The organism is Pseudomonas sp. S5F11 (assembly GCF_019641515.1).
In the GTDB taxonomy this organism is placed as follows: domain Bacteria; phylum Pseudomonadota; class Gammaproteobacteria; order Pseudomonadales; family Pseudomonadaceae; genus Aquipseudomonas; species Aquipseudomonas rhodesiae.
Window position 1 is genome coordinate 4,668,205 of the sequence record NZ_JAIFJZ010000001.1, and the last position, 17,761, is coordinate 4,685,965.

Sequence of the window (17,761 nt, forward strand, 5' to 3'; positions counted from 1 at the left end):
TGGGTATGCGCGCGGAATTATGGACCGAACGCCACGGGCTAGTAATCCGTGCCGGATTCATGCGGGAGGAACCAAAGCCCGGCCGCCTCACTGGAAGCGCTGACCCGCATCCGAAGGCCCACATGTTCCGGTAAGTGCGCTGGAGGTAAGGCCCAACTCACGGAGGGCCGAGTATGTCTAAGTTTGCACGACGTATGTGGAACCTCGTAGTGAACTGCCTGCGTGCTTATCACGTATGGAAGTTCCTGCGAGACAGCTTCGATGACCGCTAAGGTCTGAAAAGCGGAGCCGCCTCGGTGTATGCCGAGGCGGCTTTTTGGTTTCTTATACCCGGAAGTGACTCACCATCTGCTGCAACTGGCTGCCCAGTCGGGCCAGTTCCACGCTGGATTTGGCGGTCTCCTCACTGGCGGTGGCGGTCTGCTCCGATACATCACGTACGTTGACGATGCTGCGGCTGATCTCTTCGGCCACGGCGCTCTGTTCTTCGGCGGCAGCCGCGATCTGCTGATTCATCGATTGGATGTTGGACACCGTCCGCGTGATGTTCTCCAGCGACACTCCGGCCTTGCGGGTCAGTTCCACGCTGCTGTCGGTGAGGCTGCGGCTGTTGTTCATCACCGTGGCCACTTGCTGGGTGCCGTTCTGTAAACCGGCCACCAGACCTTCGATTTCTTCAGTGGATTTCTGTGTGCGCTGGGCCAGGCCACGTACTTCGTCCGCGACCACGGCAAACCCGCGACCGGCTTCACCGGCACGCGCTGCTTCGATGGCGGCGTTGAGAGCCAGCAGGTTGGTCTGTTCGGCCACGGCCTTGATCACGTCCATGACGCTGCCGATCTTGTTGCTCTCTTGCTGCAGGTGCGTCATGGCGTCGGTGGAGCGTGCCACTTCGGCGGCCAGCCGCTCGATCTGGGCGATCGCCTCGGCCACCACCTTGTCGCCTTCACGGGCCTGGCCATCGGCATCGGACGCTGCTTGGGAGGCCTGCTCGGCGTTGCGCGCCACTTCCTGCACGGTGGCGGTCATTTCGTGCATCGCGGTGGCGACCTGGTCGGTCTCGATTTTCTGGCTGTTCACGCCGGCGCTGGTTTGCTCGGTCACGGCCGACAACTCTTCGGCGGCGCTGGCGATTTGCGTGACGCCGTCACGAATCCCGCTGATCAGTTCACGCAAGGTCGTGCCCATGCGCTGGATGCCTTGTTGCAGCACGCCCAGTTCGTCGCGACGGGTGACCTGGATGTTATGGCTCAAATCACCGGAGGCAATACGTTCCACTACGGCCAGGGTGTCCTGGATCGGGCGGGTGATCTGGCGGGTAATCACCAGCGCGGCGATGATGCCAACCAGCAGTGCCAGCAAGGTGCTGATCAATTGCAGGCTGCGGGCCTGGGCGCTTTCGGCGTCGCGGCGCTCAAGCTGAATATCGTAGAGCTTGTCGCTGATGGTGACGATATCGGCACCCTGGGTGGTCATCTCGGCCCGGGCGGCGACGATGTTGGCGTTGGCGGCCTTGTAGTTCTGCACGGCACTGCGATAGGCGCTCAGTGCGGTTTCCAGCGCGGTCAATGCGCTTTGCTGGCTGCTGCCGAACACCGCGCTCAAGCCTTTCAAGCCGTTGATGGCTTTCTCGATTTGCGCCGCAGCGCGGGCTTCGGTGTCGGGGTTGACGTTATTGGTGTAGCCGCGCACTTCGTAGCGCGCCAGCTGAAATTCTTGCTTGGCATTGGTCAGCGCCTGGAACTGCGTGAAGCGTTCCGGGCTGTCCGGCATCTGCTGCACATTGGTGTCCAGTGCTTCGATCTGAGCGTTGGCAATGTCGGCCTTGTCGCCCATGACCTGGCGTGAAGCGTTGCCGTTGCGGTAAGCCTCGCGCATTTTGTTCAGGGACTGCTGATAGGCGGTGATCACGGCCTTCTGGTCGGTCAGCAGCTTGACGTTTTCCGGGCTCTTGAAGCTGTCCAGCAGCTTCTGTTGTTGCGCGGCGAACGCATCCAGGCTGGTCTGCACATTCTGCGCAACGGCTTCGTCGCCGTTGGCCAGCATGTACTGCAAACGCACGATGCGCAGTTTGGTCAGCGACGAGTTGAGCTGAGTGATATCGCTCATCCAGTTACTGCGGTCGATCAGGCTGCCGAGGCTGGTCCAGCCGGTGAGGGCCAGGATCGAGGTGAGAACCAGCACCAGGCCGAAGCCCAGGCCGAGTTTGAGGTTGACGCTGATGTTACCGAACCAGCTGTTCATCGAATGCTCCGCAAAAGTGATTTGTCTGCTGGACGGTGTTGTTGTTTGAGCCAGCCAAGTTGAGAAGGAATGTATCGGCGGCAAAAGACGATTCTGTAGTGCTTTTATTGCGCGGGACGACGAAGGGTCACCATCGCCAGGCAGCGATGGCGCCCTTGTGCGTTTACGCGGTGGTGACGGTGGACACGATGGTCAGCCTCAGGCAGGACGCGGCGTCGCGACTCAGGTGCAGGGTATTGCGCGCTACCCGTGGGTGGTTAGCCTGGCCGCAGGGTTCGCCGCTATTGGGGTTGACGTCGAAGCGCGGGAAGTTACTGCTGGCAATGTCCAGGCGAAGTCGGTGGCCACGCTTGAACAGGTTGCAGGTAGCGAAAGGCTCGATCAGCACCTTGACCCGATCGCCCGCTGTGAGTGGCTTCGGTTGGGTCCACGAATCGCGATAGCGACAACGCCGGATGCCGTCGGTGATGTTCATCGCGAAGCCCTCGGGGTAATCGGCGCTGGGCGGGTATACATCGATCAACTTGGCGGTGAAGTCAGTGTCGGGGGCGTCGCTGTCGATCCACAGCTCAATCTGTACGTCACCGGCGACGATCAGGTCTTCCTCCAGAGGCTCGGTCTGGAAACTCAGCACATCGTCGCGTTCGTTCAAGGGGCGGTCGTTACCACAGGTGCCGAAGAAGTCCGCGCGTTCACGTTGGTCGAAAGCCCCGCCCACGAACACCGGAGCGCCGGAGGTCAGCGCGCCGCCGATGGTCGGGACCGGGTGCGCCGGGTCGGCAAGGTAGCTCAGGCTCGCGCTGTCGGCCTCGGGTGCTGTGTGGCTCAACTGCCCGTGGGCATTGAGGTATAAGGTCAGCACCTGGCTGTCCGGCAGTGGCCATTGCGTCGATTGCAGCCAGCGCCCGCCATGCTCCAGGCGGCCGTTGCGGTCGCGATGACCACTGCCGCCGCCCATCAAAAATACCTGCACGCGGGTCTGCGCTGCTTGGGCCGAGGCGTTGAGGGTTTGCTCGAACCATGCCAGGCGGCAGCTCAGCCAGTCCTGCTCGACCTGCCCGTCAAACACTGCGGTGGGTCCGAATTCCACGTCGCCGCTGTGGCTGATGTTGCGATCACCATGTAGCCACGGTCCCATGACCAGTCGGGACTTTGCCGTGCCGTTTTGCAGGAAAGCACGGTAGTTGGCCAGGGTCGAACTGACGTAGGCGTCGTACCAACTGGACATGAATAGCACCGGAATATCAGGCAGCCGGCCATAGTGGCCTTCGGCATAGAGACCGTTCTTGCGCCAATATTCGCTGAAGCTGCCTTGGGCCCACTGGTCCAGTAAGTACGTCTCGTATTCCGGCACATGGCGCAAGGGCGATTGGCCGGGTTGCCACGGCATGCGTGTGAACCACTGAAGAATGTCTTCCTGCTCCAAGGCCTGGCGAATTTGCGGATCGGCCAGTGCCGTGGGGCTTTCCTTGGCCTGGCGAAAGGCCCAAGTGGCTTGCTTGAGTTCGAACGCGCCACCCTGGCGTATCCCGCACTGATAGGCGTTGGCGAAGCCGCCGCTGTCGAGCGCCATGCTGCTCAAGCCGGGCGGATGCAGGCACGCCATCGCCAGTTGGGTATGGGCCGCGTAAGAAAGACCCATGCTGCCAATCTTTCCGTTGCACCAGGGCTGCCGGACGATCCAGGCCAGGCTGTCGAAACCGTCTTGGCCCTCGGCGGTGTATTTGGTGAACACCCCTTGCGAGGCATAGCGGCCACGGCAGTCCTGAAAGATCGCGACAAAGCCTTGATCGGTAAAGCGCGCGGCCATTTGCTCGCGGGAGATGTGTTGGCCGTCGAGCTGTTTTTCCGAGCGCGAGGGTTTGCTCTTGTCGTAAGGCGTACGTTCGATGACTACCGGAAAAGGCCCCTCGCCCTGTGCGGGCAAGTAGATGTCGGTGGCCAGGCAAATGCCGTCGCGCATCGGGATCATCTGGTTAAGCAGGGTTTGCATGGGGGAAATACGTCCTCGCAAAGCAGTCATTGACTCAGTACCCACTCGTGACCGCGATGGCCAGCAGCACCATCGCCAGCACGGCGTAGATCAGGAACAGCGGCAGGATGTAGCGCGCCCATTGGCCCCAGCCGACATTGGCCGTGGCCAGCAGCACCAGCAAGCCGCTGGAGGTCGGGGTGATCATGTTGGTCAGGCCGTTGCCCATCAAGAACGCGAACACCGTGGTTTGTGGACTAACGCCGGACAGTTGGCCCAACGGGCCGAAGATCGGCATGGTGACGGCGGCCTGGCCTGACGTGGAGGGGATCAACACATCCAGTCCCAGTTGTGCGAAGAACATGCCGTAGGCCGACACAATCGGGCCGTGGTCACCCACCAGATTGGCCAGGCTGTTGACGATGGTGTCCAGTACCTGGCCGGTACTCAGGATGATTTCCACGGCGGTGGCCAGGCCAATCAGTACGCCGGCGATCAGGACTTTTTTCATGCCATCGACGAAGGCGCTGGCGGCGACGCTTGCCCCCAGCCCAGCGACAACGCTGAACACCACCGTCAGGAGCAGATAAAACGCCGACAGTTCGTGGTATTTCCAGGCCCAGCGGTTGGAGGCATACACCAGGAAACCGATGCCCGCCATCAAGACGATCAGGTTGATCAGGTGGCGTATGGGCAGGGGTTTGCGTTCGAACGTGATTTGCGCGCTCGCATCGAAACCGTGCTTGCGAATACTCCACAGCACGAAGGCGATCCCCACCAGCAGGAAGCTACAGTAGGCGAGCACGCGCATGCTCAGCCCGCTGAATATCGGCAGCCCGACCATTGGCTGGGCGACGGACAACGCCACCGGGTTAGAGATCGACGCGAGGTAACCGATCTTCACGGAGATTGCGACGATTGCCAGGCCGATCAGGTTCGACAGTCCCAGACGATTGGCCATGGCGACCATCAGCGGCACGATCAGAATGAATTCCTTGGCCAGCCCCATGAACGTGCTGCCGGCGGAAAACACCAGCATCAGGCTCGGCACCAGCACGTAGATATTGCCTCGAGTCAGCCCCAGCAGGCGCTCCAGCCCGGCGTCGATCACCCCGGCTTTGTTGAGCACGCCGAACATGCCGCCGATGAACAACACCATGAAGATCAGCGCCGCACGTTTCTCGATGCCCTGGGGAATCGCCATGAAACCTTCCACCAGCGACACCGGGCGGGCCACCGGATCGCTGACCTTGCGCGGCTCCAGTGAAAACAGTTGGCCCAACGCATCGTGTTTTTCCAGCACTTGGTAGGACCCCGGTACCACCAGGCCGTTCTGGCGCTCGAACTTGCCCGCGTTCACCGCGTAGGTGAAGGCGACCGCGAGCAAGACGATGCATAGGAGGATGATGGTCGGGTTGATCTGTTTGCGCAGTGTCGGTTTTTCTACCCCTGCTTGAGGGGAGGTGATCTGTGGTTCGCTCATGCTGGCTGCCCCGGCGTTCGCCGTTTTTGTTATGGGGGAGTGACGTGTGTTGGGCGGACACTAGGGCAAAGTTTTTGCGCCGACAACGTTATGCGCAGGGTGGGTTGGGCTATGCGTTTTGTGGCGCCAGGCGCTGTTTGAGATGCTCGGCGAACGCGGTCACCACTCGTGAGCGGGGTTCGTTGACGCGGTAGGCCAGGCCGAATGCGTAGGGCAGCGCCGGCCGAAAAGGTCGTGTGACAATCGGCAAATGCAGGAAGTGGCTGGCCAGCAGACCATTGACGATGGACACCCCCAGACCTTCGGCGACAAAGCTGCACGCCGCGCCTACGGAATGCACTTCGACACGCACTTGGGGGGTGAGGTTGGCGGCGCGGAACACCTGGTTCAGTTGCGCCCGTAAAGCGCGTTGCCGGCCCAGCATCACCAGCGGCACATTGCGCAGGTGCTGCACTTCGATGCAGGCGTGACGAGTCAGAGGGTGGTCGGCCGGCATCACGCAGACGCCTTCGGTTTGCAGCACCGGTTCGATGTCGAAATCGGGCATTTCCGTCGGCAGGCGTACGAAGCCCAGGTCGGCGGAACGGTCGAGTACGGCGCGCTCGATGGTGTCGTAGGAACCAGTCAGCAGCTCCACGACGATGTCCTCATGGTCTTTGAGAAACTCCGCAACGATAGGTGGCAACAGCTCCTGGGTCATGCTGGTGGGCACCCCGACCTTGAGCAGGCTCTTGCGCGAGCGGCCTACGCGCATTTCGTCGGCCAGGCGCTGAATACGCTGCATGCCGTCCACCAGGCCGGTGACCTCCATCAGCATTTCTTCTGCTTCCGGGGTGGCTATCAGGCGGCCTTTCTTGCGTAGAAACAACACGAACCCCAAGGCTTCTTCCAGTTGGCTCAGCAGACGGCTGACCGCAGATTGCGACAGGCCCATACGCGTTGCGGCGCCGATGGTCGAGCCGGTGGACATGATCGCCTTGAAGGCTTCGAGTTGCTTGAGATTCACCATGGTTTTCCTGGCGGTTGCGAGCGGCAATTGCTGCTTTGCGCATAGCCTGATGCGCATCTCGCATAACGTTGTAGGGCTTTCGACGAGCCGTTAGTGTCCGCTCCATCGCGACATTCCGTCCAGTGTGTCGCGCCATCGAACTGCCCATAAAAAAGCCATAAAAAGGCATTGAGGAAGCGGCCATGCGCAGACTGATCAGCAGGGGAAAAATAGTCTCGGCGAGCCTGATGGCAAGCCTGTCACCGGCGCTTATGGCGCAAGGCTTCTGGGAGGATTCCCACGGGCGATTGACCCTGCGCAATTTCTATTTCAACGACGGTTACCGCGATGGCGGCGAAGATCGCAAAGAGTGGGCGCAGGGTTTTCTGCTCAACCTGCAGTCCGGCTATACCGAGGGCACTGTGGGGTTTGGCCTGGATGCACTCGGCCTTGCCGGGCTGCGCCTTGATTCCAGCCCCACCCATGCCGGAACCGGCCTGTTGCCGGTGCACGACGATGGCCACGCGGCCAGTGAATTCTCCAGCCTGGGCGTCACCGCGAAGCTGCGCTGGGGCGATGCGGTGGTGAAAAGTGGCACGTTATTGCCCAAGATCCCAGTGTTGGTGCACAACGATGGGCGCCTGTTGCCGCAAACGTTCCAGGGCACCCAGTTGGAATACACCGGCATTCCTGACCTGTACCTGCACACCGGGCATCTGGATCGGTTCAAGCAGCGCAACTCCACCGACAGCGTGGCTATTTATCCTCAGGGCTACACCGGCAACCGTGGCAGCGACTTCGACTTCGCCGGGGCCACCTATGCTTTGACGCCGAGCCTGAGCGCAACGTGGTATTACGGCGAGATGCGTGAGTTCTATCGCCAGCAATTCTTCGGCCTTGTCCATAAACAACCGGTTGGACGTGGCTCGCTGACTAGCGACGTGCGCTACTTCATCAGCGGCGAGGCGGGGGAGGCGCGTAATGGCAAGGTCGACAGTGACCTTTTCAGCGGGCTGTTCACTTACCGGCTGGGCGCACAAGCGTTCGGCGTCGGCTATCAGAAGGTGCGGGGCGATACTGCGTTGCCGTATGCCAGCGTATCGACGGTGTATTCCTTCAGTAATGCCGGTGTGGGCAAGTTCATCCAGGCGGGTGAGCAAACCTGGATGCTGCGCTACGACTACGATTTTGCCGACGTACTCCCCGGCCTGAGCTTTATGACCCGTTACTACAAGGGTGAGAACGGTGACTACAAGGGGCGTGAGGCCCGCGAATGGGAATCCGACACCAATCTGCGCTATGTGATCCAGGACAGCACTTTCAAAGGTCTTGGGGTGGAGGTGCGCAAGGCGACCTATCGTTCGACCTACGCCAGTGACCGGGACAATTATCGGCTCTATCTCACATACGACCTGGCACTCTGGTAGTCGGGGCGGGGGCTGATCACAGGGCTGTCTTGTGTGCTAGTCTGCTGGCCCTTTTAGTTTTGGGCGGTGCGGGAGACAGTGTTTTCGGTACCGTCCTACAGCGGAGCCTCTTCATGTCCGAAGTTAATCTGTCCACCGACGAAACCCGCGTCAGCTACGGTATCGGCCGTCAGTTGGGCGACCAACTGCGCGACAACCCGCCACCGGGCGTGAGCTTGGACGCGATCCTGGCCGGCCTGACCGACGCTTTCGCGGGCAAGCCAAGCCGTGTTGATCAGGAACAAATGGCTGCCAGCTTCAAGGTGATCCGCGAAGTCATGCAAGCTGAAGCAGCTGCCAAGGCTGAAGCGGCCGCCGGTGCCGGCCTGGCCTTCCTGGCTGAAAACGCTAAGCGCGAAGGCATCACCACCCTGGCTTCCGGCCTGCAATTTGAAGTGCTGACCCAGGGCGACGGCGCCAAGCCGACCCGTGAAGACCAAGTGCGTACCCACTACCACGGCACCCTGATCGACGGCACTGTGTTCGACAGCTCCTACGAGCGTGGCCAGCCAGCCGAATTCCCGGTCGGCGGCGTGATCGCCGGTTGGACCGAAGCTCTGCAACTGATGAATGCCGGCAGCAAATGGCGCCTGTACGTGCCGAGCGAGCTGGCTTACGGCGCTCAAGGCGTTGGCAGCATCCCGCCGCACAGCGTTCTGGTGTTTGACGTCGAGCTGCTCGACGTTCTGTAAGACTGTTGGCTGATCACCTGTAGGAGCGAGTTTGCTCGCTCCTACAGTGTTGGGTGGCGTAGCTCATGGATGAAACTTGCCATTGAGCTCAGTGGTCGGGCGCAAGGCTCGGGCATAGCAGAACAAAAACAGGTTACGCACCACCTCCTTGAGCACACCGGGTTCGCTCGAACTCAAGCCGTTTACGTCCAGGTCGCCCTGGTCTTGCAGTTCATTCAACGCTTCTTCTTCAAGCACCGCGCAGACTTCGCCGGTTTCCCGATGCAGGATCCGCAGGTAAGGGTGTGGGCGATCCAGCCAGGCGTCGATCAAATAAGTCATGGTCAATTCTCCTTGATGAGTTTCAATGAGAATAATTCTTATTCGCTGAATAGCAAGTGCCTATTGGCGATTTTCTGTTTTTTCTGGAAGGGCATTGCGTTCGGTCAACGCAGAGGGCGAAACGCCATCCCGCGGCGGGCGCGGGATGGAAGCAGCAGATTCAGACTTTGCGCACGAACTCGGACTTGAGTTTCATCGGGCCGATGCCGTCGATCTTGCAATCGATATCGTGGTCACCGTCGCACAGGCGAATGTTCTTCACCTTGGTGCCGACTTTTACTACCAGCGAGGTGCCCTTGACCTTGAGGTCTTTGATCACGGTGATGGTGTCGCCGTCCTGCAGCACGTTGCCCACGGAGTCCTTCTTAACGGTTTCATCGCCGGCTGCTTCGGTCTCGCCATTGGCGGACCACTCATGGGCGCATTCCGGGCAGATCAGTTGAGTGCCGTCTTCGTAGGTGAATTCGGAATTGCATTTCGGGCAGGGTGGCAAAGTGCTCACTTGCGCTCCTTAAAGGTCAGGATGGCTAAAGTCGCACATTGTATAGGGATTTATGGTCTTACAGGTTGAATGAAATCTAAATGTGGAAGGAGACAAGCTCCTCCCACATTGGAATGACCTAGTGCGTACGGGCTACCGCGAACTCACTCAGCTCAACCAGGGCGTCCCGGTATTCGCTGGCGGGCAGGGCGTCCAGGCACTGGATGGCACGGGCTACGTAGTCACGGGCCAGTTGCGCGGTGTATTCCAGCGAACCAGACGCCTCGACGGCCTCACGGATGCTTTCCAGGTCTTCGATCCCGCCTTTCTGGATGGCTTTGCGCACCAGGGCAGCCTGCTCCGGCGTACCTTCGCGCATGGTGTAGATCAGCGGCAGGGTGGGCTTGCCTTCGGCCAGGTCGTCGCCGACGTTCTTGCCCAGGGTTTCGGCGTCGCCACGGTAGTCGAGCAAATCGTCCACCAGCTGGAATGCCACGCCCAGATGATCGCCGAACTTACGCAAGGCTTCGGCCTGCTCGGCGGTCGCGCCGCACAAAGCGGCGGCGCTGTGGGTGGAGGCTTCGAAGAGCATCGCGGTTTTGCCGCGAATCACTTCCATGTAGGTTTCTTCGGTGGTGCTGGCGTCACGCACCTTGGACAGTTGCAGCACTTCGCCCTCGGCGATGATGCGCGTGGCCTGGGACAGGATTTTCATAACCGGCATTGAGCCCAGCTCGACCATCATTTCGAACGAGCGCGAATACAGGAAGTCACCCACCAGCACGCTGGGCGCGTTGCCCCACATGGCATTGGCGGTCTCGCGGCCACGGCGCATGCCGGACATGTCGACCACGTCGTCATGCAGCAGGGTGGCGGTGTGCAGGAATTCAATGGTGGCGGCCAGCAAGCGCAGGTCATCGCCTTCGCGGCCCAGGGCCTTGCCGCACAGCAACACTAATAAAGGACGCAGGCGTTTGCCGCCGGCCGACGTAATGTAGTCGCCAATTTTGGAGACCAGCGGCACTTTAGATGTCAGCTGCTGCTTGATGATGCCGTCGACGGCGCTAAAATCGTCCGCGACCGCGCGGTAGAAAGCTTGGGGTTGCATCAGCGACAGTCGCTCCAGAAGGGTTGCGCGGCATGCTAGGACCCAGGCCCCGCAGTGTCAAGGCGCGATGGACGGCCTCTTGCAACACCCATTTACCTTGCGTACAATCGCGCACCCTGAACTTCCTGGGCAGCACCTGCCTTACGCAATTGCATTCGGGACGTCCATCCCATGCAGCCATGCCAGCCAATACCTCTTCTTATAAAGCGCTGGGTGAGCAGGATTATCGGAGAAATACCATGTCGTACGCAGTAATTGTTACTGGTGGCAAGCAATACAAGGTCGCCCCAGGTGAATACCTGAAGATCGAAAAACTGGAAATCGCTACCGGCGAATCCGTGACTTTTGATCGCGTTCTGTTGGTCGCCAATGGCGATGACGTGAACATCGGCGCTCCAGTCGTTGCTGGCGCTACCGTTGTGGCTGAAGTGATCTCCCAAGGTCGTCACGATAAAGTCCGCATCATCAAGTTCCGTCGTCGTAAGCACCACATGAAGCGTATGGGCCACCGCCAGTGGTACACCGAGATCAAAATCACCGGTATTCAGGCTTAATTTCAGCCTAATTCCTCACTAGGAGAATTGACTCATGGCACACAAAAAAGCTGGTGGTAGTACCCGTAACGGTCGCGACTCAGAAGCCAAACGCCTTGGCGTGAAGATGTATGGCGGCCAGAAAATCATTCCGGGCAACATCATCGTGCGTCAGCGCGGCACCCAATTCCACGCTGGCTACGGCGTTGGCATGGGTAAAGATCACACCCTCTTCGCTAAAATCGAAGGCGTGATCAAGTTTGAAGTAAAAGGCGCGTTCAACCGCCGTTACGTGAGCGTTGTCGCAGCTTAATTGCGAGATCGCTGGAAAAGCCCTGTCTTGCGACGGGGCTTTTTCGTTTGTGGAGTGAGTCTCTTGCAAAGCTGTTTGTGATGGGCAAGAGCAGCGGATTTTGCGGATGTTGCTTGAGGTCGCTGCGCTCATTTTTGCAAGAGTCTTATGTCTTGGTTTCTTAAGCTCGTCCATGCGACGAGAGGCGTTTTGTTATGAAGTTCGTTGATGAAGTTTCCATCCGAGTAAAAGCAGGCGACGGCGGTAACGGTTGCATGAGTTTCCGTCGCGAAAAATTCATCGAAAACGGTGGCCCCAACGGCGGCGACGGCGGTGACGGCGGTTCCATCTACATGATGGCCGACGAAAACCTCAACACCCTGGTCGACTACCGTTACACCCGGCACTTCGATGCCGAGCGTGGCTCCAACGGCGGCAGCACCGACTGCACCGGTAAGAAGGGTGAAGACCTGGTCCTGCGCGTACCCGTAGGCACCACGATCATCGACTCGGCGACCCAGGAAGTGATCGGCGACCTGACCAAGGCCGGTCAGAAACTGATGGTGGTACAGGGCGGCTGGCACGGTTTGGGTAACACCCGATTCAAATCCAGTACCAACCGTGCGCCGCGCCAGACTACGCCGGGCAAGCCGGGCGAGCAGCGTGACCTCAAGCTGGAAATGAAAGTACTGGCGGACGTGGGCCTGCTGGGTCTGCCGAACGCCGGCAAGAGTACCTTTATCCGCTCGGTATCGGCCGCCAAGCCGAAAGTCGCCGACTACCCGTTCACCACCCTGGTACCTAACCTGGGCGTGGTCAGCGTAGACCGCTGGAAAAGCTTCGTGATCGCCGACATTCCCGGCTTGATCGAAGGCGCTTCCGACGGTGCTGGCTTGGGTATTCGCTTCCTCAAGCACTTGTCCCGCACCCGTTTGCTGCTGCACCTCGTCGACATGGCGCCGTTGGATGACACCAGCGCGCCGGACGCCGCCGAAGTGATCGTCAGCGAACTGACCAAGTTCAGCCCCTCCCTGGCCGAGCGTGATCGTTGGCTGGTGCTGAACAAGTGCGACCAGATCCTCGAAGAAGAACACGAGGAACGCGTCAAGGAAATCGTCGATCGCCTGGAATGGACCGGTCCGGTCTATGTGATCTCGGCCATCGCCAAAGAAGGCACCGAGCGCCTGACCCGCGACATCATGCGCTACCTGGAAGACCGCGCCGACCGCCTGGCGGCCGATCCAGTGTTCAAGGCCGAACTGGCCGAACTCGACCAGCGCATCGAAGACGAAGCCCGCGCCCAACTGCAGGCCCTGGATGACCAGCGTGCCCTGCGCCGTAGCGGCGTGAAGTCGGTCCACGACATCGGCGACGATGATTGGGACGAAGAAGACGTGGATGACGAAGACGGTCCGGAAATCATTTACGTGCGCGACTGATTCGTTGCAGTAAACTTAAGCGCCGCTCACTTGAGCGGCGTTTTGGTATCTGTAGTCTTTAAAGTAGCCACGAATAACGTTATGGGCCGCGCTGGGTCGCGCAGCCCTCACTCTAAGGTTGAAGATGATGCGGAGCAAAGTGACAGGCGCGCAGCGCTGGGTCGTAAAGATCGGCAGTGCGCTGCTGACGGCGGATGGCAAGGGGCTGGATCGCGCAGCCATGAGCGTCTGGGTCGAGCAGATGGTGGCCTTGCATGAGGCCGGTGTTGAATTGGTGCTGGTGTCGTCCGGGGCGGTTGCCGCCGGCATGAGCCGCCTCGGCTGGACCGCGCGACCCAGCGCGATGCACGAGCTGCAGGCGGCGGCCGCCATCGGCCAGATGGGCCTGGTGCAAGCCTGGGAATCCAGCTTTGCCGAGCACGGCCGTCACACCGCGCAGATCCTGCTGACCCACGACGACCTGTCCGACCGCAAGCGCTACCTGAACGCCCGCAGCACCTTGCGCGCCCTGGTGGAGCTCAAGGTGATCCCGGTGATCAACGAGAACGATACCGTGGTCACCGACGAAATCCGCTTCGGCGACAACGACACCCTGGCCGCCCTGGTGGCCAACCTGGTGGAAGCCGATCTGTTGGTGATCCTCACCGACCGCGACGGCATGTTCGACGCCGACCCGCGCAACAACCCCGATGCCCAGCTTATTTACGAAGCGCGCGCCGATGACCCGGCGCTCGATGCCGTGGCCGGCAGTGTCGGCGGTGCTTTGGGCCGTGGCGGTATGCAGACCAAGCTGCGCGCTGCGCGCCTGGCGGCGCGTTCCGGCGCGCACACCATTATCGTCGGTGGCCGCTTGGAGCGTGTGCTGGACCGTCTCAAGGCCGGCGAGCGCATCGGCACCTTGCTGTCGCCGGAGCGCGGCATGTTGGCGGCACGCAAGCAGTGGCTGGCGGGGCATTTGCAAACCCGTGGCACTCTGGTGCTGGACAACGGCGCTGTGGCGGCGTTGTCCCAAGGCAACAAAAGCCTGTTGCCGGTTGGCGTCAAGCAGGTTCAGGGCAGCTTCCGCCGTGGCGAGATGGTGGTCTGCGTGGCGCCGGACGGTCGTGAGATCGCCCGCGGCCTGGCCAACTACAGCGCTCTGGAAGCGCAAAAAATCATCGGGCAGCCGTCCGACGCGATTGTCGGTCTATTGGGTTACATGGCGGAGCCGGAACTGGTGCACCGCGATAACCTGATCCTGGTTTAACCAAAGGAATACACGATGCGCGTAATGAAAGGATTGCTCGGCCTGCTGTTGGCCATGCCGCTGCTGGCGTCTGCCGAGGAAGTTGGCCAGGTGTCGACGGTGTTCAAGTTCGTCGGCCCCAATGACCGGATTGTGGTCGAAGCGTTCGATGACCCCAAGGTCGAAGGCGTGACCTGCTACCTCTCGCGCGCCAAGACTGGCGGCGTGAAAGGCGGCCTTGGTCTGGCCGAAGACCGCGCCGAAGCCTCGATCGCCTGCCGTCAGGTCGGGCCGATCCGCTTCAAGGGCGAACTCAAGGATGGCGACGAAGTGTTCAAGGAGCGCACGTCGCTGGTGTTCAAGACCATGCAGGTGGTGCGTTTCCTCGACAAGAAGCGCAATACCCTGGTGTACCTGGTCTACAGCGACCGCCTGATCGAGGGCAGCCCGCAGAATGCCGTCACGGCGATTCCGATTTTGCCGTGGCCGACCGCTCAGTAACCCGCAGGCGGGTTTTTTAATCGCCGTCTATGATTGCAGGCTTGCGGTCTGTACTCTCGAACAGCCGCATTGCATAGAACATGGGATATCTGGAGTTCGTCATGAGTGCTTTCCACGACCTGAAACTCAAAGCTTTAGACGGACAGGAGCTGCCGCTGGCGCCTTTCAAGGGGCAAGTTGTGCTGGTGGTCAACGTTGCGTCCAAATGCGGTTTGACCCCGCAATATGCGGCGTTGGAAAACCTCTACCAACAGTACAAAGGCCGCGGATTTACCGTGCTGGGCCTGCCGTGCAACCAGTTTGCCGGCCAGGAACCCGGCAGCGAGGAAGAAATCCGCGCGTTCTGCAGCCTGAACTACGGCGTGACCTTCCCCCTGGGTAGCAAACTCGACGTGAACGGCCCTGAGCGTCACCAGTTGTACCGCCTGCTGGCGGGCGAGGGTGCTGAGTTTCCTGGGGATATCACCTGGAACTTCGAAAAATTCCTGCTGGGTAAAGATGGCCGCGTGCTTGCGCGTTTCTCGCCGCGCACGGCGCCGGATGATCCGACGGTCATTCAGGCTATCGAAAAAGCCTTGTCCTGATCCCCCTCACCTGCAGGCGCAAGCATGTTCGCGCCTGCAGGTGTTCGGCGTTTCTAAGCCTTAATCACTCAGATCAATAGTGCTACTCGGCACGCAGCGCTGGCCATATTATCCGCATCATAAATCCAGCCCTTCGTGGAGTGCTCCCATGCCTGCCCAAGCCTTGTTCAAACCGTTCCAGCTCGGTGCGCTGCACTTGCCGACCCGTGTGGTCATGGCGCCGATGACCCGTTCGTTCTCGCCCGGCGGCGTGCCCAATGCCAAGGTCGTCGAGTATTACCGCCGCCGTGCCGCCGCAGGCGTGGGCCTGATCATTACCGAAGGCACCGTGGTCGGGCACCAAGCCTCCAACGGCTACCCGAACGTCCCGCATTTCTATGGCGAAGCTGCTCTGGCCGGCTGGAAGAAAGTGGTGGACGCCGTGCACGCCGAGGGTGGCAAGATTGTCCCGCAGTTGTGGCATGTAGGCAGCGTACGCCGCATAGGCACCGAGCCAGACGCTAGCGTACCGGCCTACGGCCCGATGGAAAAACTCAAGGATGGCAACGTGGTCGTCCACGGTATGACCGCCCAGGATATCCAGGACGTCATCGCCGCCTTCGCACAAGCGGCTAAAGACGCGCAGCGTATCGGCATGGACGGCGTGGAAATCCACGGCGCCCACGGCTATCTGGTAGACCAGTTCTTCTGGGAAGGCAGCAACCAGCGCACCGACGAGTACGGCGGCAGCCTGGCCAACCGCTCGCGGTTCGCCATCGAGCTGATCCAAGCGACCCGCGCCGCTGTGGGCCCGGACTTTCCGATCATCTTCCGTTTCTCCCAGTGGAAACAACAGGACTACACCGCGCGTCTGGTACAAACCCCCGAAGCGCTGGGTGAGTTTCTCAAGCCGCTGTCTGAAGCAGGTGTGGATATCTTCCACTGCTCCACGCGGCGTTTCTGGGAGCCGGAGTTCGAAGGTTCCGACCTTAATCTGGCCGGCTGGACTCGCCAGCTCACCGGTAAACCCACCATCACCGTCGGCAGCGTCGGCCTGGATGGCGAGTTCCTGCAATTCATGGTCAACACCGACAAGGTCGCCCAACCGGCCAGCCTGGAAAAACTGCTGGAGCGTCTGAACAACGACGAGTTCGACTTGGTTGCCGTAGGCCGTGCGCTGCTGGTGGACCCGGATTGGGCCGTCAAGGTGCGCGAAGGCCGCGAAGCGGACATCCTGCCGTTCAGTCGTGAGGCGTTGACGACCCTGGTGTAAGCGGCGACAGGGCGGGTGCCAGGTGTCCGCTCTCGCAGACACCGCGCAATTGGCGCTCGAACTGTTCGATGATCGCCGGCCAGCCCTGGCGGCTCGCATGCTGGCGTGCATTCAAGCGTGCCCTGCGCAAACTTTCGCTTTCTTCGAGTAGCCAGTTGGCCGCATCGCAGAACGCGTCCTCATCTCCAGGCATCGCCAGCACACCGTTATAGCCATGGCGGATGTGCTGGGTTGCGGCGGCCTGATCGTACGCCACCACGCCCAATCCTGAGGCCATGGCTTCCAACACTACATTGCCGAAGGTTTCTGTGAGGCTGGGAAACAGGAACAGGTCCCCCGAGGCATAGTGCCTGGCCAGGGTCTCGCCGCGCTGGGTGCCGCAGAAGATTGCGTCCGGAAGGTCGCGCTCCAACTGAGGCCGCTGTGGGCCGTCGCCGACGATGATTAATTTCAGTCGACGCTGTGGATAAGTGGTTTGCAAGGACTCGTAGCAACGTTTGAGCAACCCTAGGTTTTTTTCCTGGGCCAGTCGCCCGACATGCAGCACCGCCACGTCTTCGTTGCCCAACCCCCAACTGTCGCGCAGTGCATTGTCGCGTTTGGCCGGGTGGAAGAGTTGGCTGTCGACGCCGCGCGACAGCATGCCCAGGCGCTCGAAATGCCGGCGTTCCAGTTCCAGGCGTTGGCTGGCGCTGGGCACCAGCGTCAAACTGGAGCGGTTATGGAACCAGCGCAGATAGTGGGTGACCATCCGGCTTAACAGGCTCAGGCCATATTGGTTCGAGTACTGCTGGAAATTGGTGTGGAAACCACTGACCACGCTGATCCCCAAACGCCGCGCCGCCCGCAACGCCGACAACCCCAAGGGGCCTTCGGTGGCGATGTACAGCACATCTGGGCGCTGACGTGTCCAGCGTCGTAGCAACTTGTGCATCGACGATTGGCCCCATTGCAGCCCCGGATAACCTGGCAGCGGCCAGCCACGGCACAGTAGCAATTGGGCGTCGCTCGGGCGGCTCTGGTCTACGCCCTGGCGCGGGCGCACCAGTTCGACTTGATGGCCACGGGCGCGCAAACCATCGCACAAGCGGCCGAGGGTATTGGCCACCCCGTTGATCTCTGGCGGGAAGGTTTCGGTGATCAGGGTGATGTGAAGCGAAGCTGTCGTCATGACCCACAG

At 60.6% G+C, this 17,761-nt stretch carries 17 protein-coding genes and 1 pseudogene; 9 read left to right on the forward strand and 9 right to left on the reverse strand.

What is annotated here, in order from left to right; genetic code table 11:
• Nucleotides 1-324: 324 nt before the first annotated feature.
• The 5 genes and pseudogenes from K1567_RS28055 to K1567_RS21060 form a co-directional block, all read right to left on the reverse strand.
• Nucleotides 325-1,188 carry a methyl-accepting chemotaxis protein gene (locus tag K1567_RS28055; protein WP_371918507.1) on the reverse strand — a complete coding sequence of 288 codons (864 nt, stop codon included), beginning with the start codon at nt 1,186-1,188 and terminating at the stop codon, nt 325-327.
• Nucleotides 1,180-2,244: pseudogene (locus K1567_RS28060) on the reverse strand (methyl-accepting chemotaxis protein); the annotation flags it as partial. The gene K1567_RS28055 and the pseudogene K1567_RS28060, both read right to left, overlap by 9 nt.
• A gap of 163 nt (nt 2,245-2,407) precedes the next feature.
• Entirely contained in the window at nt 2,408-4,237 is a 1,830-nt protein-coding gene (locus K1567_RS21050; RefSeq protein ID WP_169868793.1) for a CocE/NonD family hydrolase, read from the reverse strand.
• 34 nt (nt 4,238-4,271) lie between these two features.
• Nucleotides 4,272-5,699 carry a YfcC family protein gene (locus K1567_RS21055; protein WP_169868792.1) on the reverse strand — a complete coding sequence of 476 codons (1,428 nt, stop codon included), beginning with the start codon at nt 5,697-5,699 and terminating at the stop codon, nt 4,272-4,274.
• Nucleotides 5,700-5,808: 109 nt separating this feature from the next.
• Entirely contained in the window at nt 5,809-6,705 is an 897-nt protein-coding gene (locus K1567_RS21060) for a LysR substrate-binding domain-containing protein (protein ID WP_034100624.1), read from the reverse strand.
• 185 nt (nt 6,706-6,890) lie between these two features.
• On the opposite strand from K1567_RS21060, the gene K1567_RS21065 reads away from it, so the two are divergent.
• A complete protein-coding gene (locus K1567_RS21065) occupies nt 6,891-8,114 on the forward strand; it encodes an OprD family porin (RefSeq protein ID WP_094065557.1) in 1,224 nt (407 codons plus the stop codon).
• Between the two features lie 113 nt (nt 8,115-8,227).
• Nucleotides 8,228-8,845 (forward strand): FKBP-type peptidyl-prolyl cis-trans isomerase, encoded by a 618-nt coding sequence (locus K1567_RS21070; RefSeq protein ID WP_034100560.1) that lies wholly within the window; start codon nt 8,228-8,230, stop codon nt 8,843-8,845.
• A 63-nt stretch (nt 8,846-8,908) separates the two neighbouring features.
• Here the strand turns inward: K1567_RS21070 and K1567_RS21075 are convergent, their stop codons facing one another.
• The 3 genes from K1567_RS21075 to K1567_RS21085 form a co-directional block, all read right to left on the reverse strand.
• Nucleotides 8,909-9,166, reverse strand: coding sequence for a hypothetical protein (locus K1567_RS21075; RefSeq protein WP_024077374.1), 258 nt, complete (start codon nt 9,164-9,166; stop codon nt 8,909-8,911).
• A gap of 160 nt (nt 9,167-9,326) precedes the next feature.
• Entirely contained in the window at nt 9,327-9,668 is a 342-nt protein-coding gene (locus K1567_RS21080; protein ID WP_034100559.1) for a zinc ribbon domain-containing protein YjdM, read from the reverse strand.
• A 118-nt stretch (nt 9,669-9,786) separates the two neighbouring features.
• A complete protein-coding gene (locus tag K1567_RS21085) occupies nt 9,787-10,755 on the reverse strand; it encodes a polyprenyl synthetase family protein (RefSeq protein WP_034100558.1) in 969 nt (322 codons plus the stop codon).
• A gap of 239 nt (nt 10,756-10,994) precedes the next feature.
• Between K1567_RS21085 and rplU the strand changes: the two genes are divergently transcribed.
• The 7 genes from rplU to K1567_RS21120 all read left to right on the forward strand — a co-directional run bounded on the left by rplU (nt 10,995) and on the right by K1567_RS21120 (nt 16,581).
• Nucleotides 10,995-11,309: a 50S ribosomal protein L21 gene (gene rplU / locus K1567_RS21090; protein ID WP_003176051.1), complete on the forward strand. Its 315-nt coding sequence runs from the start codon at nt 10,995-10,997 to the stop codon at nt 11,307-11,309.
• Nucleotides 11,310-11,343: 34 nt separating this feature from the next.
• Nucleotides 11,344-11,601, forward strand: a complete 258-nt coding sequence (rpmA, locus tag K1567_RS21095; RefSeq protein ID WP_003176049.1) for a 50S ribosomal protein L27 — start codon at nt 11,344-11,346, stop codon at nt 11,599-11,601.
• A gap of 194 nt (nt 11,602-11,795) precedes the next feature.
• Nucleotides 11,796-13,019 carry an Obg family GTPase CgtA gene (cgtA, locus tag K1567_RS21100; protein WP_024077369.1) on the forward strand — a complete coding sequence of 408 codons (1,224 nt, stop codon included), beginning with the start codon at nt 11,796-11,798 and terminating at the stop codon, nt 13,017-13,019.
• Nucleotides 13,020-13,146: 127 nt separating this feature from the next.
• Entirely contained in the window at nt 13,147-14,265 is a 1,119-nt protein-coding gene (gene proB / locus K1567_RS21105; RefSeq protein ID WP_034100557.1) for a glutamate 5-kinase, read from the forward strand.
• 15 nt (nt 14,266-14,280) lie between these two features.
• On the forward strand, nt 14,281-14,745 hold the full coding sequence (locus tag K1567_RS21110; RefSeq protein WP_040269428.1) for a CreA family protein: 465 nt from the start codon (nt 14,281-14,283) through the stop codon (nt 14,743-14,745).
• A 101-nt stretch (nt 14,746-14,846) separates the two neighbouring features.
• On the forward strand, nt 14,847-15,329 hold the full coding sequence (locus tag K1567_RS21115; RefSeq protein WP_034115067.1) for a glutathione peroxidase: 483 nt from the start codon (nt 14,847-14,849) through the stop codon (nt 15,327-15,329).
• Between the two features lie 148 nt (nt 15,330-15,477).
• Nucleotides 15,478-16,581, forward strand: coding sequence for an NADH:flavin oxidoreductase (locus tag K1567_RS21120; protein WP_034100554.1), 1,104 nt, complete (start codon nt 15,478-15,480; stop codon nt 16,579-16,581).
• Here the strand turns inward: K1567_RS21120 and K1567_RS21125 are convergent.
• A complete protein-coding gene (locus K1567_RS21125; protein WP_034115066.1) occupies nt 16,550-17,752 on the reverse strand; it encodes a glycosyltransferase family 1 protein in 1,203 nt (400 codons plus the stop codon). The two genes, K1567_RS21120 and K1567_RS21125, sit on opposite strands and share 32 nt — an antisense overlap.
• Nucleotides 17,753-17,761: the final 9 nt, after the last annotated feature.

Bases quoted from the DNA above. Each gene is read 5' to 3' on its own strand.
- K1567_RS28055 (WP_371918507.1), bottom strand. From the start codon at position 1,188: ATGGGCACGACCTTGCGTGAACTGATCAGCGGGATTCGTGACGGCGTC.
- K1567_RS21050 (WP_169868793.1), bottom strand. From the start codon at position 4,237: ATGCAAACCCTGCTTAACCAGATGATCCCGATGCGCGACGGCATTTGC.
- K1567_RS21055 (WP_169868792.1), bottom strand. From the start codon at position 5,699: ATGAGCGAACCACAGATCACCTCCCCTCAAGCAGGGGTAGAAAAACCG.
- K1567_RS21065 (WP_094065557.1), top strand. From the start codon at position 6,891: ATGCGCAGACTGATCAGCAGGGGAAAAATAGTCTCGGCGAGCCTGATG.
- K1567_RS21070 (WP_034100560.1), top strand. From the start codon at position 8,228: ATGTCCGAAGTTAATCTGTCCACCGACGAAACCCGCGTCAGCTACGGT.
- K1567_RS21075 (WP_024077374.1), bottom strand. From the start codon at position 9,166: ATGACTTATTTGATCGACGCCTGGCTGGATCGCCCACACCCTTACCTG.
- K1567_RS21085 (WP_034100558.1), bottom strand. From the start codon at position 10,755: ATGCAACCCCAAGCTTTCTACCGCGCGGTCGCGGACGATTTTAGCGCC.
- rplU (WP_003176051.1), top strand. From the start codon at position 10,995: ATGTCGTACGCAGTAATTGTTACTGGTGGCAAGCAATACAAGGTCGCC.
- rpmA (WP_003176049.1), top strand. From the start codon at position 11,344: ATGGCACACAAAAAAGCTGGTGGTAGTACCCGTAACGGTCGCGACTCA.
- cgtA (WP_024077369.1), top strand. From the start codon at position 11,796: ATGAAGTTCGTTGATGAAGTTTCCATCCGAGTAAAAGCAGGCGACGGC.
- proB (WP_034100557.1), top strand. From the start codon at position 13,147: ATGCGGAGCAAAGTGACAGGCGCGCAGCGCTGGGTCGTAAAGATCGGC.
- K1567_RS21110 (WP_040269428.1), top strand. From the start codon at position 14,281: ATGCGCGTAATGAAAGGATTGCTCGGCCTGCTGTTGGCCATGCCGCTG.
- K1567_RS21115 (WP_034115067.1), top strand. From the start codon at position 14,847: ATGAGTGCTTTCCACGACCTGAAACTCAAAGCTTTAGACGGACAGGAG.
- K1567_RS21120 (WP_034100554.1), top strand. From the start codon at position 15,478: ATGCCTGCCCAAGCCTTGTTCAAACCGTTCCAGCTCGGTGCGCTGCAC.
- K1567_RS21125 (WP_034115066.1), bottom strand. From the start codon at position 17,752: ATGACGACAGCTTCGCTTCACATCACCCTGATCACCGAAACCTTCCCG.